Raw genomic sequence first — 16,700 nt, forward strand, 5'->3', positions numbered from 1 at the left:
AGGGTTCATCGATCAGGCCTTGCGACCCTGCAACAATGGAGAGACCACCCGACTCAGTGCCTGACCGATATAGTCGAGAAACAGGGTGCCCTGATTGCTTTGGAAATAGGTCGCGTCGAAGCTGCCAATCGCCAACAACCCCAGCGTTTCACCTTTCACCAGAGGTACCGCTGCGGCCGATTTCACCTTGAAGGCCTGTTCGCGGAACATAAACTGGTTTTGCAGTTCGGTCAGGCTTCCGCAACGGGTCTGTGACTGATCCACCAGCGCATCAATCGCTGAGGCATCACTGCGGGGCATCAAGCGCAGATTATTCTGCTCTTCCGGCTCATCACTGAACAGCACCAGCGCGGTGGTATCACTGTTAAAGTCCTGACACAGGCTTTCATCGATGGCGACCGCCACGTCGTCGAGGGTTTCGGCATCCATCAGCGCCAGAATCATCTTCTTGGTTTTACTGAACTGGATATCATTTTCCCGTGCGACACCGATCATATCACCGAGATAATCGTGCAACTCCCGGTTTTTCTGCCGTAGCAGACTGGTCTGGCGTTCCACCAGCGAAACGGAGGTACCCCGCTGATGGGGTACATACAGTTTTTCCAGCAAATATTCATTGCCGCTGAAGAAATCCGGATGCTGTTGCAGATATTCAGCAACCTGTGCGGCGCTGATTTCAGCATTAGTCTCGTCAGACGCGGCGTCTGCTGGTCTGATCGTTTCTGGCGTATTATCGCTCATATAAAAATCTGCCCTTCATACACAGTCGTGGCTGGCCCGGTCATAATCAGAGATTCACCCTCACCGGCCCACTCAATCAGAAGTGTGCCACCTGGCAGGTGAACTGTCACTTTATCATCCAGCAACCCGCGTAAACGGCCCGCTACAACCGCCGCACAGGCGCCGGTACCACAGGCTTTTGTTTCACCCGCGCCCCGTTCATAGACACGCAAACGGATCTCGGCGCCGCTGATTACTTCCATAAAACCGATATTCGCTTTAGCCGGAAACTTAGGATGAGCCTCCAGCACCGGCCCCCAAGTTTCAACCGGCGCCTTATCAACCGCATCAACCACCAGCACGCCATGGGGATTCCCCATAGACACCGCGCTGATCTGAACAGTACGGTCCTCAACTTCGATCGGATAAGTAGCGGCCTGATGGTCGGCGCTAAAGGGGATCTGCTGAGGCTCCAGTACCGGCACCCCCATATCCACAACCACCTGCTTATCTTCAGTGATAGTCAGGTAGATCGGTCCCTTCTGGGTTTCAACCGCAATGGTTTCTTTCGCCGTCAGACGCTTGTCGCGGACAAATTTAGCAAAACAACGGGCACCATTACCGCAATGTTCGACTTCGCTGCCATCCGCATTAAAAATCCGGTAACGGAAATCCATATCGGGGTTCGTTGGCGGCTCTACGATCAGCATCTGATCAAAACCGACGCCAAAATTCCGGTCCCCAAGACGCGCAACAATGGCAGAATTAACCTTCACTTTCTGAGTCACGGTATCCAGCACCAGAAAGTCATTGCCCAGCCCATGCATTTTTGTAAATCGAACTAACATAGTTATCTCTTCAGGCGCACTGATTGGACAGCGCTTTGCCTTTTCCCGGGGCTTATCTTAGCCCATCTTTTTAGACGACCTTTTCAGTCAATCTCATGAACAGGTTTTAACCACACTGCTTAAGACTATCAGCCCGGCAGAACAGTTTCACCACGCAACTGGTCAGCAATCGTTTCGCGCTTACGAATCAGGTGAACCTGGTTATCGTCCACCATCACCTCGGCTGCCCGGTTGCGGGTATTGTAATTCGAGCTCATCCCAAAGCCATAAGCACCGGCAGAGCAGACCGCCAACAGATCACCCGGTTCGATATTCAGCTCCCGGTCTTTGCCCAGAAAATCGCCTGATTCACAGACCGGACCGACCAGGTCAAAACAGCGTGTTTCACCCGTTTCACGCATCTCTGCCGGAATAATCTCCATATAGGCACTGTAAAGCGCCGGGCGGATCAGATCATTCATTGCCCCATCAATGATGGCAAAATTCTTATGCTCTGTGCACTTCAGGAACTCCACCTTAGTGATCAGTATGCCCGCATTCGCCGCGATGGAACGACCCGGCTCAAAGACCAGTTTAAGTGGGCGATCACCCAGTTTGTCAATCACTGCCGCGATATACTCTTGGGGTGTCGGTGGCACCTCATCGGTATAACACACCCCCAGACCACCACCCAGATCCAGATGTTTGATCGTGATCCCCTGCTCTGCCAGAGTATCAATCAACAATAACAGCCGCTCCAGTGCATCCAGAAACGGTGCAATCTCCGTTAGCTGGGAACCGATATGGCAATCCACACCCTGCACATCCAGATGGCTCAGGCTATCGGCATAGGTATAGATACGCACGGCATCATCGATCGCCACACCGAACTTATTATCCTTCAGGCCGGTGGAAATATAAGGATGCGTACCGGCATCCACATCGGGATTAACCCGCAGCGAGATCGCCGCCACTTTATCCAGCTCACTGGCGACTTTATTGAGACGATCCAGTTCCGCCTCAGATTCCACATTAAAGCAGTGAATCCCCAGCTCCAGTGCCCGGCGCATCTCATCTTCACGCTTGGCGACACCGGAAAACACCACCTTTGCAGGGTCGCCTCCGGCCTTGATAACCCGCTCCAGTTCACCCAGAGAGACAATATCAAACCCCGCACCGAGACGGGCCAGTACATTCAGCACACCAATATTTGAGTTAGCTTTTACCGCATAACAGACCAGCGCATCACGGCCTTCAAGTGCCTGAGCATAATCCAGATAAGCGCGTTCCAGCGCATCACGGGAATAGATATAGGTCGGCGTGCCAAACTCTTCGGCGATCCGGCTGACCGGCACTTCTTCGGCGCAGAGACGGCCGTTCAAATATTGAAAATTATCCATGGTCTTCTTTCTGTATCAAATAGGGTTACTGCTCAGGAGTGCTGAGTCTGTTAGTTCAACAGTAAAAAACTGAATGTTACTGCGACTGCTGCTGTGTCTGTTCCGGCGCTTCGTCGGGCAGGTAAAGTTTACCTTTCTGTCCGCAACCACTGATCAACAGGACACTGAAAAAAATGGCGATCCAACAGGCTTTCACGGCTTTTATTCCTGATATTAGATTAATCGTCCGATTATACAGCGCTGTTGCCATGATGAGTACCTGAACGAACTGCTATATACTCTCCCCTGATGATAATTTTTCGCCTGCGAGTATGACAATGAACGAATCTGAATTTAACCAACGCGTTGATGACACCCTGGAGCTGATTGAGGAGGTCCTGGATGAGGCGGAATCTGATATCGACGTTATCAATAACGGCGGTGTGCTGACCATCATCTGTGAAAATAAAACTCAGGTAATCCTGACCCGTCAGACTCCGGTTAAACAGCTCTGGCTGGCGGCCCGTAGCGGCGGTTTCCACTTCGACTTCAACGGCGAAACCTGGATCCGCGACAGTGATAGCGCGCGGCTGAATAATGTCCTGAGCGACATCTTCTCTGAACAGGCTGGCGAACAGTTCAGCTTCGATCTGTAAGGACAAAAAACGATGTCATTTGAAAGCGCACTGCAACGCCATATGCAAACCTTTAACCGTCTGCCGGAAATTCAGGCTGATGTTCAGGCGCTCGCCGATCAGGTTGCGGCAACCTTTGCCGCGGGTGGTAAGCTGCTGTTTATGGGTAACGGAGGCAGTGCCGCGGATAGTCAGCACCTGGCGGCTGAGTTTGTCGTCCGCTATAAAGCGGAGCGTCGGGCGCTGCCCGCCATTGCGTTAACCGTAGACAGCTCAATTCTGACCGCCCACTCCAACGACTACAGTTTCGATTCGGTATTCACCCGGCAGATCGAAGCGCTTTGTCGCCCCGATGATCTGGTGATCGGGCTGTCGACCTCGGGTAACAGCGCAAATGTAATCAGCGCGATTGAAGCGGCGCAACAGATCGGCGCCATCTGCTGGGCATGGACCGGAGAAAGTGGAGGAAAACTCGACTCAATTGCCGACCACCTGATTAAAGCGCCCAGCACCGAAACCGCCCGGATTCAGGAGGCCCATATTTTTATCGGCCACTGGCTCTGTGAAGAGATGGACCGGCTGCTCGGTTCAGCATAGCCAAAGCGACAACGGTTACTGAAGACCGGCCATCTGTTTCACCAGCGTCAGTTGCTGATCCAGCGCGCCCCGATTCGCGGTAATGCAGTTACGTCCTCTGGTACCCATCGCGCGGGCCTGATCAGGATGATCCAGCAGCTCAGCGATGGTCTGCTGTAATACCTCAGGGCCGGCAACCACCTGCAACGCCAGCTCCTGCTCTAGGGTCGCCACAATCTGATGAAAGTTATACACGTGGGGCCCCATTATCACCGGCTTACCCAGCACCGCAGGTTCCAGCGGATTGTGTCCGCCCCGTTCAATCAGGCTGCCGCCCACAAAAGCGATATCGGCAGCGCTATAGAGCGTCATCAACTCACCCATGGTATCCCCCAGATAGACCTCACAGTCAGCCGCGGGCAATGGTGAAACACTTCGGCGGCAAGTACGGAATCCGGATTTAACACTCTGATCGTAGATCGTCGAGAAGCGCTCCGGATGTCGGGGCACCAGAATCAGCAGAAGATTATGATAGCGGGATCTGAGATCACGGTAGACACTGAGCAGTTGCGACTCTTCGTCGTCATGGGTACTGGCAGCGATGATAACCGGACGTTCCGCGCCCCAGGCAGCGCGCAGTTTTCCGGCTTCTTCGGTGACCTCTGCCGGTGCGTCGATATCAAACTTAATGCTACCCGTCACCTGCAGTCTGTCCGCAGCCAGCCCCAGTGCAATAAATCGCTCACCATCATCACGATTTTGTGCTGCGATACCCGTGATCTCTTGCAGCATCGGCCGGGTGAGCCAGTTAAACCGCTGATAACCGGCGGCAGAGCGGGCCGATAAACGGGCATTGGTCACCAGCACCGGTATCTCACGTTTAGCACAACTGTGGATAAGATTGGGCCAGAGTTCGGTCTCAACAATCACACAGCTGCGGGGCTGTATGCGCCGATGAAAACGACTCAGAGCACAGGGCAGATCATAAGGACAATAGGCGTGCCCCACACGATCACCAAAATGGTGCTGCACACGGGCACTGCCGGTCGGCGTCATACTGGTAATAAACACCGGGATCTCGGGCCGTTCAGCCAGCAGTTTTTCAACTAACGGGATAATGGCCATGGTTTCGCCAAAAGACACCGCATGTATCCAGATCGGCCGTTCCCCGCCCCCCCCGCTGTAACTGGGCACAAAACCAAACCGCTCTCCCCAGCGACGCCTATACTCCGGACTCTGACGTCCGCGCATCCAGAGCTTCAGCAATATCAATGGTGTCAGACAGTAAAACAGCAGCGAATAGAGCAATCGGGCCATGGGGATAAACGAATTCCATTCATAAAACATCAGTTTACCATTATCAGCCTGTGATACCGAAGGTATAATAAGCGCTGTTAACCGGCAGGGTGATTCATGCAAACGATAAAGACAGATCTGGTTATTCTTGGTGGCGGTATCGCAGGTCTGTGGCTGCTGAACCGGGCGCTACAACAGGGGTATGATGCGCTCCTGCTGGAAACAGGCACGCTCGGTGGGGCCCAATCGGTACGTTCCCAGGGGATCATCCATGGCGGTACCAAATACGCGCTCAATGGCGTGCTGACACAAGCTTCCAGCAGCATTGCCGATATGCCATCCCGCTGGCGTGCCTGCATTGAGGGTTCTGGTGAGCTGGATCTGAGTACAGCACATATTCTCTCAGAGGCCCACTATATGTGGTCTAAAGCCTCGCTGGGCTCAAAAATGACCACCTTTTTTGCCAGTAAAGCGCTGAAAGGCCGAGTTGAAACCATTTCTCCCGATCAGCGCCCCCGAGTATTCAACCACCCCAGCTTTCGTGGCAACCTCTATCGCCTCAACGAAATAGTGCTGGATGTCCCCTCTGTCATTGAAGCTCTGGCGAAGCCCCACCTTCAACGTATCATTAAAGTCACAGCAGATCAGCTGCAGCTGGTCACGAAAGAGGGGGAAATCCAGGGGGTACAGCTGCCTGAACTGCGAATCGAGGCACAACGCTACATCACGACCGCCGGTGAAGGCACAGAGGCGCTACTACAACAACTGAATATTAAGCAGCCACAGATGCAGCGCAGACCCCTGCATATGGTGATGGTTCGCCACGATTCGGACCTGCCAACCTTTGCCCACTGCATCAGCAGTGGCAGCAAACCCGTCGTGACGATCACCACTCACCCCGCCAGTAATGGCGAACAGGTCTGGTATCTGGGTGGCGATCTGGCGGAAACCGGTGTCAGCTTGTCTCAACAGCAGCAGATCGAAAAAGCACAAAAGCTGATTACAGAGCTGCTGCCCTGGGTTGAACTGAAAAATGCCCGCTGGGCCTGCTTTCATATTAATCGGGCGGAACCGAAACAGTCATCACTCACCCGGCCCGACGCTGCATTTGCCCAAGCCGCCGGCAACTGCATTATCAGTTGGCCCACCAAGCTGGCCCTGGCTCCCGATCTGGCCGATCAGATACTGACCATACTGGATGAGCAGAACATTGTCCCTGAAAACAGCGCCGATACCGTTATCACCGATCAGTTGCCCCGCCCCGAAATTGCGGAACCGCTATGGGAGACTCTGTTTTGCTGACACTGAGAAAGATCGCCGGTACTGACCTTAGGGTAAGCCCGGTCGGGCTTGGTACGGTCAAACTGGGACGGGATAAAGGGGTAAAATATCCCACTGGCTTTACTATCCCGGATGATCAACAGGCACGCAGACTTCTCGACCTCAGCCGGGATCTGGGAATCAACCTGCTGGATACCGCGCCCGCTTACGGTAATAGTGAAGAGCGATTAGGACCGTTACTGCAAAACCAGCGAAATCACTGGCTGATCTGCAGCAAAGTGGGCGAGGAGTTTAATCCTCAGACAGGCGAATCCCATTTTAACTTTACACCTGAGCATGTTCGATTCAGTGTCGAGCGGAGTCTGAAACGACTGCAAACCGATGTCATCGATATTCTCTTAGTGCATTCCGATGGTAATGATATGGACGTTATCCAGCGATACGGCATTCTGGAACAACTGGAACTGTTAAAATCTGAAGGCAAGATTCGCGCTGGAGGAATGTCGACGAAGACGATCGAGGGGGGGATAGAAACACTCAAGCGTTCAGATATCGCGATGGTGACTTACAACCTGGATTACCGGGAAGAACTTCCGGTCATTGATTATGCGCTGGCGGCAGATAAAGGGATCTTTATTAAAAAAGCCCTGGCTTCAGGACATATCTCCCAGGGAGCCGATACCGATCCGGTGCGTGCCAGTTTCGATCTGGTTCTCGGCCATCCCGGAGTCAGCAGCGCTATCATTGGCACCATCAACCCAGACCATCTGCACGCCAACGTCGTTGCCGCAACAGAGAGCCTGAGCGAAGGCCCGCAAAAAAATTAATAACAGGTTTCAGCTGCCCTGTATCTTCTCAACTATCGCGGTAGTGGAACAGTTATCGAGAAAAGACAGCACTTTTACCTCACCGCCATAACTTTTCACAAATTCGCCACCCACCACCTGATCGAGACCATAATCGCCGCCTTTGACCAGAACCTCCGGACGGATCTGCTCTAACAGCCGCTCAGGGGTGTCCTCGGCAAAACTGACGACCCAGTCCACCGCTTCCAGCCCGGCCAATACCGCTTTACGCCGCTCAACGGGATTAATAGGACGACCCTCGCCCTTCAGCCGACGAACGGAATCATCATCATTGATCGCCAGCACCAGCCGGTCACCCTGCGCTCGGGCCTGCTCCAGATAACCCACATGTCCTGCATGAAGAATATCGAAGCAGCCATTGGTAAAGACGATCTTCTCCCCGGCCGCGCGGGCATCCTCCAGGGCAATCAGCAGCTGTTCGTCACTGACCACACCCCGCTCGGATCCCTGGGCCTGATTAACCGCACGGCGCAGTTCCGGCCCACTGATCGCTGCAGTACCCAGTTTACCCACGACAATACCCGCCGCAATATTCGCCAGCCCGGTGGCAATTTCAAGTGACTCCCCAGCCGCCAGTGCTGTCGCCAGCGTCGAGATCACGGTATCGCCAGCACCGGTCACATCAAAGACCTCCCGGGCATGCGCAGGAAAGTGAATCTCGTTCTGTCCGGGTTTTATCAGTGTCATGCCCTGCTCACTGCGGGTCACCAACAGAGCATCCAGCCCCAGCTGAGCAACCAGTAACTGAGCTTTTTCCACCAGTTCCCGCTCCGAGTGACAGCGTCCTGCGACCGCTTCAAACTCACCCATATTGGGGGTCAGCAGGGTTGCTCCCCGATAGCGCTCAAAATCAGTCCCTTTTGGATCAACCAATACCGGAATCCCGGCCTTTCGGGCCGCGCCGATCAGCAGCTGCGGATCACTCAGAGTCCCCTTATCGTAATCCGATAACACCAGCGCGCTGACAGAACCCAGCAGCGATTCAACCTGCTGCTGCAATTCGAAACGATGGCCGGCACCGAAACGTTCTTCGAAATCCAGACGAATCAGTTGCTGATGACGACTGAGTACCCGGAGTTTAGTAATGGTTGGCTCAGTGTTACTGATACAGAACTGACAGTTAACCCGGGCTGATTCGAGCTGTTGTTGCAACGCCTGGCCCGCTTCATCCTGTCCGACAATGCCCACCAGAGAGACGCCGCCCCCCAGCGCCGTAATATTCAGCGCCACGTTCGCAGCCCCTCCGGGACGATCCTCACGCTGATCCACTTTAACCACCGGCACCGGTGCTTCCGGCGAGATTCTTGAAGTGGGGCCATGCCAGTAGCGATCCAGCATCAGATCACCAACAACTAACACCTGTGCCTTATCTAATCGTGGCATTACCAGTTTCATTGCTCGGGTTCCTGACCAGTCATTTGTTCGGTTTCAGTGACAACGGCTGCTTCAGAAAACTGCAGGCTATGCAGATTTGCATATACTCCCCCTTTTTGCAGTAATTCAGCATGGTTGCCCTGCTCAATAATCCTGCCGGAATCCATCACCAGAATCCGGTCAGCACTCTCTATAGTCGACAGTCGGTGGGCAATCACCAGTGTCGTTCGTCCCTGCATGACATTTTCCAGGGCATCCTGAATATGCCGCTCCGATTCAGTATCCAGCGCAGAGGTCGCCTCGTCCAGAATCAAAATCGGCGCATCCTTGAGAATGGCACGGGCGATCGCTATGCGCTGACGCTGGCCACCGGACAACAGCACGCCATTCTCTCCCACCATCGTATCCAGGCCCTCAGGCAGGTGTCGGACAAATTCGGCAACATGAGCAGCCTCTGCCGCCGCTTCAATCTTCTCCCGGCTACAACCGGCCATTGCGCCATAAGCAATATTGTCAGCAATCGTGCCGTTAAACAGAATAACCTGCTGATTCACCAGTGCTATCTGACTACGAAGATTAGCGAGCTTATAGTCCTGGATATTGTGGTCATCGAGGAGGATCTCCCCCTCCGTCACATCATAGAAGCGAGGTAACAATCCGGCCAGAGTCGATTTACCACTACCGGACTTACCCACTAACGCAACCGTTTCACCGGATTTAATATCAAGATTGATGTTATCGAGCGCCAGCTTTGCATCAGCCTCATATCTGAAACTCATATTACGAAAGACAAGCGCACCCTCGACACGGTCTGGTGCAAAAGTACCATTATCTTTTTCCGGTGCAGTATCAACCACTTCAAAAACACTTTCCGATGCTGCCAGGCCCGACTGAATCATGCTGCTGATCTCTGTCAGCGATCGCACCGGTTTTGCCATCAGCGCTGCGGCAGAGATAAAGGCGATAAACTGTCCGGTACTCATCTCCTTGATCAGATCGGGCTCCATTGCCAGGAAAGTCATCAGCGCAATTACACCCGCTACCATCATCTGAACAAAGGGTGTGGCTACCGATTGCGTCACCACCATCTTCATCACCTGACGACGATTTTGCTGGCTAACCTTGATAAAACGATCCGTCTCCAGCTCAGTGGCGCCAAAGATACGCACCACCTGATACCCCTTTATCGCTTCAGAAGCGGACGAAGTAATATCACCGACACTCTGCTGCACATTCCGGCTGATACCCCGCATCCGGCGTGCCGCAATACCCACCACAACCCCGACCACAGGCCCGACCACCAGAAACAGCAGTGTTAGCTTCCAGTTAAGGTAAAGCATGTAACCAAACAGACCGATAACTGTAAATCCCTCACGTATCGCAACCTTCAGTGCATTGGTAGCAGCACCGGTGACCTGCTCAACGTTATAGGTCAGCTTGGCCAGCAACTCTCCGCTGGAGTTTTGATGATAATAGCTGCTTGGCAGCAGCATCAGATGTCTGAACAGATCGCATCGCAAATTATGAACAACATGACGTGCAACATAAGAGAGCCCATAGTTCCCCAGGAATGTACCGAGCCCCCTGACAAAAAAGATCCCCAGTACCGATAAAGCAAGGATCCCCCGGTTATCCAGTTGACCAGAACCGACTGAATCAACAAAGGCCTCAAGCCATTTTGCGGAGGCCGTCTGTGAACCGGCATAAATGACAAAACCGACAACACTGAGTAAAAAAGCTGACCAGTATTGCTTTACATATTTCAACAGGCGCAGATAGACCTGCATACTATTTCCATTTTTCACGAATGAAAAAACTCTCGCATATTTTTACAGCCATAGCAATTCAACCCGGCGATACGCTAGTGTTGCAAAGCTACAGACATTACAATTGACAAATTTTACAGTATCTTAGCCGATTATGGGTAACAAAGGCATTTAATGGCTACACATTTAGGAACGACAAGACGTTGTCATTCAGATGAAAGTTATCCTACTATCTCAATTCTAACATTGACTTGTGATTTATAATGCAAAAACCGATCTCCATAGCCATTGTAACACCGTCATTCAACCAAGCCCCCTTCATTGAAGAGACCATTCGATCTGTACTAGATCAGCAGTACCCGGAAATACAATATGCCGTGATCGACGGCGGCAGCACTGACGGATCAAAAGAGATAATCGAGTCTTACTCTGATCAACTTCATTATTATGTTTCTGAACCAGACCGCGGTCACGCCCATGCTTTGAACAAAGGTTTCTCAAACACCGATTGTGAAATAATGGCTTGGATAAACTCAGATGACAAATATACGCCAAGGTCGCTTCAGACAATTTGCCAGATTTTCGAACAGTTTCCTGAGGTTGAATGGATTACAGGTTTTAATGCCTACTGGAATAAAGATGGGGTACTGACGACAGCACAAAGAAATACAAAAAATATTTATGATTACCTGACAGGAAACTTTCGCTGGATTCAACAAGAGTCTACATTCTGGCGTAGAAGCCTGTGGCAAAAGGCAGGTGGTTATATTGATGAAAACCAAAGATATATGATCGACGGAGAGCTTTGGAGCCGTTTTTTTCAACATGCCGAACTCTATTCGGTAGATGCTATTCTGAGTGGCTATAGAATCCATGACGCAAACAGAGCTCATCAGCATGCCTCTGAATGCCAACTAGAGATGGCATCAATTATAGACACAATGAAAACAAAGCTCCCAGCGGGCATAAATAATACTGCAAGACTTATAAATAAATTAAAGATAATAAAAAAAATACCTGTTATTAACAATTTCAACTTTACCAAGCTAATACCAACAAGTCACTTAGAAAAACATTTCCAAGACATTAACTACAAAAACATTCATTACAATAATAACAGGTGGAAACTTCGCACCTTGCCTTTTAAATAGAGTTCACTATGTCCATAGTCCGAATATTTCGCTGTTGGGAAGAGCCTGATATATTGAAATTATTACCCGGTTACTCCCGAACACAACCGACTAACTCAGGATATATGGGGGAGCATACTTTTATCTGTGAGGAAGACGGAGAGTGTGATTTTGCAATTGTATTTAACAGAGTAGGTAGGAGCAACAGATATGTCACCTGCCCTCCTGATAATATATGGCAAGTCATTCAAGAACCTTTCGTATATCATATACATGATTGGATGATCGACGATCAAGCGCATTACAGCAAAGTTTTTACACACTACATTCCCCAAAAAACCTCTAAATATATCAAATCATATCCTATGCTATCCTGGTACATTGACAAGACATATGATGAACTTATAGAAACGGACATTCCTGAAAAAAACAAAAATATTACGTGGATATCTAGTAACAAAAGGATCTTTCCAGGACATGGAAACCGCCTTAAATTTATGGATTTTATCCGGTCATCAGACCTAGAGTTAGACCTATTTGGTTCTGGTATAAATTTCATAGAGAATAAATGGGACGGAATGATAGATTACCGATACTCATTAACAATAGAAAACACAGTTCATGAAGATTACTGGACAGAAAAACTGGCTGATAGCTTCTTAGCATATTGCCTGCCAATCTATTATGGCTGCCCTAACATAACAGATTACTTTCCTGAAGAGTCATTCATTAGAATAGATATAAACAAACCCAAAGAAGCTTTAGAAATAATCAATAATGCAGTAAAAAACAGGGAATGGGAGAAGAGAATCTCTTCTATAATTGAAGCAAGAGAACTAGTACTACATAAGTACAATCTTTTTTCTCAACTGTCTGAACACATTTCAAACAGTACAAATACAATTAGAAAAGAAAAGATTGTACTCCCACCCTATAAGCGCACAAACTCAAGGCGAGTAAAAAACAAAATACTACAACTACAGCATTATATAGGCACTAAAAAGCTAGCTAAAAAAATCAGTTAGTTACCATATATACATATAGCCTTAATAAGCTTTCACTAACTAATATAACTTTTAACGTTGGATTAAATTTGAGCTCCAAAAAACAAACACCGCCGAGCTTTATCAACCCCCGTTACTGGCCGATATGGATCGGCATCGGAGTTCTTCGTCTCGTTTGCGCTCTTCCACTACGCTGGGGTTTTTGGGCAGGCAAGCAACTGGGACGAGTTCTCTATCGCCTGATGGACTCTCGCAGACATGTCACCGAGGTCAATATTCGGCTCTGCTTTCCTGAGCTCACACCAAATGAACAACAGCAGCGGGTAAAAGAGGTTTTTGAGAACAATGCAATTGGACTCATCGAAACAGGCTGGGCTTATTGGAAAGATGAAAACGTCTTTCGCAAGATAACAGAGTTTCGTAATTTCGACCTGCTTGACCAGCAACTGGAAAAAGGTAATGGCATCATCCTGATGGGCTGGCACTTCTCCTGCCTGGACCTAGCCGGACTGCTGTTTTCACTGTGTGGAAAACCCTGCAGTACACTCTATAGAAAACATGACAACCCGATGCTTGAATGGTTCTTTACCAGAGGACGTAGTCGTTTCAGCCATCCGGTCGAGCGGGGAAAAACCCGGCAAATGCTACGCGCTATGCGTAATAATCACTGTATCTGGTATGCTCCGGATCAGGATCTGGGGCGAAAAGGTACAGCATTTGTCTCTTTTTTTGGACACCCTGCTGCGACCACATTAGCCACAACAAAAATGCATCAGTTGAACAACGCTCCTCTGATTAAACTGGACTGCTGGCGCAAGCCGGATAACTCAGGTTACATTCTTGAGTGTAGCGATGTTGAAGGATTTCCTTCAGGCTCTGAGGAGCAGGATGCTGCTCTGATTAATAAAGCGATCGAGCAGGGTATCCGTAAAGCGCCATCCCAATATATGTGGGTTCATAAGCGCTTTAAGACCGCACCTCCAGGTGAGACGAATATCTACAAAAAGGTTAAGCGAACGTGATTAGAAAGCTATTTGATTACTGGATTCACCGCCTAGTACATAAAGGTGAATTAAGATTAGGCATGTCAATACTTGCTAAAAATGAAGCCGATATCATTGAAGATAATATCCGTTATCACAGCAGTGTTGGCGTTGACTGCTTTGTTGTTATGGATAACGGCTCAACAGATGGTACAAGAGATATACTGCAAAAGCTTAGTCATGAACTTGATCTGCATATCATCGATCAGCCAGACACAAGATTTCAGCAATCACAATGGGTTACTGAGATGGCAATCTATTGCAAGAGAAAATTAAAGGCCGACCTGGTAATCAACAATGATGCAGATGAGTTCTGGGAGCCGGATAATGGGATGTCTCTTAAAAGCTATCTATCCGCTAAAGACTCCGTGGTCACCGTAAGAAGATATAACACCTTACTTCCTAAAGAAGCCAAACATGAAAACTTCGACTATAGAAATTCAAATATAATCATTTGCAATGGTATTAATTCAGAACCTAAATCAAAAAAAACCATCGAGTCAATGCTCTTAAACTCCCCTTCACCTAAAACAATCATAAATCCGTACGGACTAAAAAAAGTTAAAACAGGAAATCACAGAGCTAGCCATGTATGCAGAATATTTAATGGCCGAACCGAAGACAAAATAAAAATAGTTCACCTACCAATTAGAAGCTACAAACAATTCAAAAAAAGATTTGAAAACAGGTCTCACATTTCTCAGCTAAACTTTTATGGCCTTTCAGATGAAACAAACTATCTAAACAAAGAAATAACAGAAGAGCATATAAAGAAAATTTATGAACGCTTTATTTTAAGTGATAATATAATGGAGTTCCTTAATAAGGCAGAAATCATCACAATCCATAAAAACAACATTAATAAAAAAATCAGCGTATACAAAAATAAAAAATAATAAGCTGCACTTTTTATCAACGGCCTTTCTCAATAATGACGGGCTGCATGCTATAATTGCCCTTTAGGGCTTTATAACACAACTTCCCATTACGATTAATAGCAGGCCACTACCCATTTAGAGGCTCATACGATCAGATATTAAAGTTAATCGCGGCTACACATATCAAACCGTCCCATTAACCAAATATGCTTTTTCCCAGACAATCTGCTGCATCTTTTGCCGCCTGCCTGATCAAGCATGACACCTGCTTATTAGCAGAGTGGCTTTTTAACTTTAAGTCAACCGTTTCTACCAGGTCAGAATTCCCAAAAATCGAAATACTTTCCCAAAAAACATAATAATCCTGAAGAAAAAAACTTGAGAAAAGTATTTCTTTTTTCTTGCTTCCCAGGGTCATTTTCTCATGTCTTGCGCCATAACCGATTAAGATAACTGGAATTCCCCGTGCCCAGGCATTTACTGCCAAGTGATAAACATCAGTTATTATAAAATCATACTGATATAGACTCTTGACCACTTCTGAAGATTTTAGTCTTTCACCACTAACGGAACCACTTATTAAAAAGGATAGACGTTTATCACGCGTTTTTCTTGGAAACCATTGAATCCATTCAACGTTTTTCTTTATCTTCTTTTTTATCGACCGTGCAAGAAAAACAAACTTCAGCTGCTCAATTTTTTCTGATCGCCCGATATAAACACCTACTCTATCATTTCCACCTACCCCGAGCGGGTACTTATTTGAGTTAAGCATCGCACAGTCAGGAGCTAATTTTAGAGCCGGGCTACCTAAAAATGTAAACCTTGCATATGATAGCGCATCTCTAAAGCATACAAGCCTGGCCTTTTCAATAAGCTTACACATCGACCTGAAGTATCGCCCGCAGCACAATGAGACTGAGTCATCAGCAACAATAGTAGTCCCATAAATGATTACTTTACTGTAAACTGAATCATCCGCTCCCTCTAGCATAATATATTTATATAAGAACTCAATCGCGCTTTCAAAGTCCTTCGCTATTCCATGTGAAATCATTCTGGGTATTAAAGCGCTTATCCAAAAATCATAAGAATAAATAAAGTCACCCCAGAACAAAATAACATCAGAAGATATAATATCTTCATAGCTATCCGCTATTGAATTATAGGCAACATCACCTTCACCATCTCTGAATCTATTAACATCTCCAACTATATAAAACACCAAATCGACATCAGAGTAATCTTAAAAAAAATCTATTACAGCCTTATCAACCGTATACATGCCAGTATTATTAGGATTATATGCACATATAACAGAAATTATCATAAAAGCCCTCTATAAAGACTTAAAAAAGTCATTCTTAGCCCACTTATTTAGAATACCAAACCTATCTTTATCAGTTATAACTATTGAACTCGTATCCAAGTCGATACTCTGGTGTTCAATAGAAGGATATTCCCCCGTTAGCTCATATAGGTATGAGTTAAGATTTTCTATTTTGATTATAAGATCAGGACTGGTTTTTTTCACCCACCATTCCTGAGACTTAAAAAGATAATTACTAACAGACTCATCATCTTCACATAAATAATCAACAAATTCTGAAAAGCTATCACACATTTCAGCAATCTTGTGGTGAATTTCCTGTGACTCTCTACTAACAACTTTACGTTTTTCTTGATGCTCTCTTAAGACAATATCTTTATATAATGAGACAGCTCTGTCCACCGGATCACGCCAAACCATGACAGTTTTATATCGTTTCAGCGCAAATAAATATCTGGGTATTTTCCACCACCTAAACTCATGATATTTACCAACCCTTCTTCCACTCCGTCTTTCTAAATGATTATAGACAGTATGAGTTCCATTCTTAGGTACACTAACAAAGCATATTTTATTTTCATCTAAGACAATCACT

Annotated in this window: 17 protein-coding genes; 8 read left to right on the forward strand and 9 right to left on the reverse strand. The window is 47.9% G+C overall.

Annotated elements, in window-relative coordinates; translation table 11 throughout:
- Nucleotides 1-12: 12 nt before the first annotated feature.
- The 4 genes from KDX31_20640 to KDX31_20655 all read right to left on the reverse strand — a co-directional run bounded on the left by KDX31_20640 (nucleotide 13) and on the right by KDX31_20655 (nucleotide 3,143).
- Nucleotides 13-741 carry a DUF484 family protein gene (locus tag KDX31_20640; GenBank protein ID UTW05529.1) on the reverse strand — a complete coding sequence of 243 codons (729 nt, stop codon included), beginning with the start codon at nucleotides 739-741 and terminating at the stop codon, nucleotides 13-15.
- Nucleotides 738-1,568: a diaminopimelate epimerase gene (gene dapF, locus KDX31_20645; protein UTW05530.1), complete on the reverse strand. Its 831-nt coding sequence runs from the start codon at nucleotides 1,566-1,568 to the stop codon at nucleotides 738-740. Before dapF ends, KDX31_20640 begins: the two co-directional genes overlap by 4 nt.
- 128 nt (nucleotides 1,569-1,696) lie before the next feature.
- The gene (gene lysA / locus KDX31_20650) at nucleotides 1,697-2,947 is read right to left on the reverse strand and encodes a diaminopimelate decarboxylase (protein ID UTW05531.1); all 1,251 of its coding nucleotides are present in this window, start codon (nucleotides 2,945-2,947) and stop codon (nucleotides 1,697-1,699) included.
- A 76-nt stretch (nucleotides 2,948-3,023) separates the two neighbouring features.
- A complete protein-coding gene (locus tag KDX31_20655; GenBank protein UTW05532.1) occupies nucleotides 3,024-3,143 on the reverse strand; it encodes a lipoprotein in 120 nt (39 codons plus the stop codon).
- Between the two features lie 121 nt (nucleotides 3,144-3,264).
- Between KDX31_20655 and cyaY the strand changes: the two genes are divergently transcribed.
- Nucleotides 3,265-3,582, forward strand: a complete 318-nt coding sequence (gene cyaY / locus KDX31_20660) for an iron donor protein CyaY (protein ID UTW05533.1) — start codon at nucleotides 3,265-3,267, stop codon at nucleotides 3,580-3,582.
- A 12-nt stretch (nucleotides 3,583-3,594) separates the two neighbouring features.
- On the forward strand, nucleotides 3,595-4,158 hold the full coding sequence (locus KDX31_20665; GenBank protein UTW05534.1) for a D-sedoheptulose 7-phosphate isomerase: 564 nt from the start codon (nucleotides 3,595-3,597) through the stop codon (nucleotides 4,156-4,158).
- A gap of 15 nt (nucleotides 4,159-4,173) precedes the next feature.
- Here KDX31_20665 and waaA read toward each other — a convergent pair whose 3' ends face one another.
- Nucleotides 4,174-5,454 carry a lipid IV(A) 3-deoxy-D-manno-octulosonic acid transferase gene (gene waaA / locus KDX31_20670; protein UTW05737.1) on the reverse strand — a complete coding sequence of 427 codons (1,281 nt, stop codon included), beginning with the start codon at nucleotides 5,452-5,454 and terminating at the stop codon, nucleotides 4,174-4,176.
- Nucleotides 5,455-5,550: 96 nt separating this feature from the next.
- On the opposite strand from waaA, the gene KDX31_20675 reads away from it, so the two are divergent.
- On the forward strand, nucleotides 5,551-6,735 hold the full coding sequence (locus KDX31_20675; protein UTW05535.1) for an FAD-dependent oxidoreductase: 1,185 nt from the start codon (nucleotides 5,551-5,553) through the stop codon (nucleotides 6,733-6,735).
- Nucleotides 6,714-7,541, forward strand: a complete 828-nt coding sequence (locus tag KDX31_20680; protein ID UTW05536.1) for an aldo/keto reductase — start codon at nucleotides 6,714-6,716, stop codon at nucleotides 7,539-7,541. Before KDX31_20675 ends, KDX31_20680 begins: the two co-directional genes overlap by 22 nt.
- 9 nt (nucleotides 7,542-7,550) lie before the next feature.
- Here the strand turns inward: KDX31_20680 and hldE are convergent, their stop codons facing one another.
- Nucleotides 7,551-8,975 carry a bifunctional D-glycero-beta-D-manno-heptose-7-phosphate kinase/D-glycero-beta-D-manno-heptose 1-phosphate adenylyltransferase HldE gene (gene hldE, locus KDX31_20685; protein UTW05537.1) on the reverse strand — a complete coding sequence of 475 codons (1,425 nt, stop codon included), beginning with the start codon at nucleotides 8,973-8,975 and terminating at the stop codon, nucleotides 7,551-7,553.
- Entirely contained in the window at nucleotides 8,972-10,741 is a 1,770-nt protein-coding gene (gene msbA, locus KDX31_20690; GenBank protein UTW05538.1) for a lipid A export permease/ATP-binding protein MsbA, read from the reverse strand. The genes hldE and msbA overlap by 4 nt, the downstream gene beginning before the upstream one ends.
- 242 nt (nucleotides 10,742-10,983) lie before the next feature.
- On the opposite strand from msbA, the gene KDX31_20695 reads away from it, so the two are divergent.
- From KDX31_20695 to KDX31_20710, 4 genes are all read left to right on the forward strand, one after another.
- On the forward strand, nucleotides 10,984-11,871 hold the full coding sequence (locus tag KDX31_20695; GenBank protein ID UTW05539.1) for a glycosyltransferase: 888 nt from the start codon (nucleotides 10,984-10,986) through the stop codon (nucleotides 11,869-11,871).
- Between the two features lie 104 nt (nucleotides 11,872-11,975).
- Nucleotides 11,976-12,875, forward strand: a complete 900-nt coding sequence (locus KDX31_20700; GenBank protein ID UTW05540.1) for a hypothetical protein — start codon at nucleotides 11,976-11,978, stop codon at nucleotides 12,873-12,875.
- A gap of 68 nt (nucleotides 12,876-12,943) precedes the next feature.
- On the forward strand, nucleotides 12,944-13,876 hold the full coding sequence (locus tag KDX31_20705; GenBank protein UTW05541.1) for a lipid A biosynthesis acyltransferase: 933 nt from the start codon (nucleotides 12,944-12,946) through the stop codon (nucleotides 13,874-13,876).
- The gene (locus KDX31_20710) at nucleotides 13,873-14,793 is read left to right on the forward strand and encodes a glycosyltransferase family 2 protein (GenBank protein ID UTW05542.1); all 921 of its coding nucleotides are present in this window, start codon (nucleotides 13,873-13,875) and stop codon (nucleotides 14,791-14,793) included. The genes KDX31_20705 and KDX31_20710 overlap by 4 nt, the downstream gene beginning before the upstream one ends.
- A gap of 178 nt (nucleotides 14,794-14,971) precedes the next feature.
- Here KDX31_20710 and KDX31_20715 read toward each other — a convergent pair whose 3' ends face one another.
- A complete protein-coding gene (locus KDX31_20715) occupies nucleotides 14,972-16,000 on the reverse strand; it encodes a polysaccharide pyruvyl transferase family protein (protein UTW05543.1) in 1,029 nt (342 codons plus the stop codon).
- Nucleotides 16,001-16,114: 114 nt separating this feature from the next.
- The gene (locus tag KDX31_20720; protein UTW05544.1) at nucleotides 16,115-16,699 is read right to left on the reverse strand and encodes a sulfotransferase family 2 domain-containing protein; all 585 of its coding nucleotides are present in this window, start codon (nucleotides 16,697-16,699) and stop codon (nucleotides 16,115-16,117) included.
- Nucleotide 16,700 lies beyond the last annotated feature (1 nt).

It is taken from the genome of Amphritea atlantica, assembly GCA_024397875.1.
GTDB classification, from domain to species: Bacteria; Pseudomonadota; Gammaproteobacteria; order Pseudomonadales; family Balneatricaceae; genus Amphritea; species Amphritea atlantica_B.

What these genes read in the sequence shown, in the direction of transcription:
- KDX31_20695 (UTW05539.1), top strand. Translation starts at nt 10,984, where the DNA reads ATGCAAAAACCGATCTCCATAGCCATTGTAACACCGTCATTCAACCAA.
- KDX31_20680 (UTW05536.1), top strand. Translation starts at nt 6,714, where the DNA reads ATGGGAGACTCTGTTTTGCTGACACTGAGAAAGATCGCCGGTACTGAC.
- hldE (UTW05537.1), bottom strand. Translation starts at nt 8,975, where the DNA reads ATGAAACTGGTAATGCCACGATTAGATAAGGCACAGGTGTTAGTTGTT.
- KDX31_20675 (UTW05535.1), top strand. Translation starts at nt 5,551, where the DNA reads ATGCAAACGATAAAGACAGATCTGGTTATTCTTGGTGGCGGTATCGCA.
- cyaY (UTW05533.1), top strand. Translation starts at nt 3,265, where the DNA reads ATGAACGAATCTGAATTTAACCAACGCGTTGATGACACCCTGGAGCTG.
- msbA (UTW05538.1), bottom strand. Translation starts at nt 10,741, where the DNA reads ATGCAGGTCTATCTGCGCCTGTTGAAATATGTAAAGCAATACTGGTCA.
- lysA (UTW05531.1), bottom strand. Translation starts at nt 2,947, where the DNA reads ATGGATAATTTTCAATATTTGAACGGCCGTCTCTGCGCCGAAGAAGTG.
- KDX31_20640 (UTW05529.1), bottom strand. Translation starts at nt 741, where the DNA reads ATGAGCGATAATACGCCAGAAACGATCAGACCAGCAGACGCCGCGTCT.
- waaA (UTW05737.1), bottom strand. Translation starts at nt 5,454, where the DNA reads ATGGCCCGATTGCTCTATTCGCTGCTGTTTTACTGTCTGACACCATTG.
- KDX31_20700 (UTW05540.1), top strand. Translation starts at nt 11,976, where the DNA reads ATGGGGGAGCATACTTTTATCTGTGAGGAAGACGGAGAGTGTGATTTT.
- dapF (UTW05530.1), bottom strand. Translation starts at nt 1,568, where the DNA reads ATGTTAGTTCGATTTACAAAAATGCATGGGCTGGGCAATGACTTTCTG.
- KDX31_20665 (UTW05534.1), top strand. Translation starts at nt 3,595, where the DNA reads ATGTCATTTGAAAGCGCACTGCAACGCCATATGCAAACCTTTAACCGT.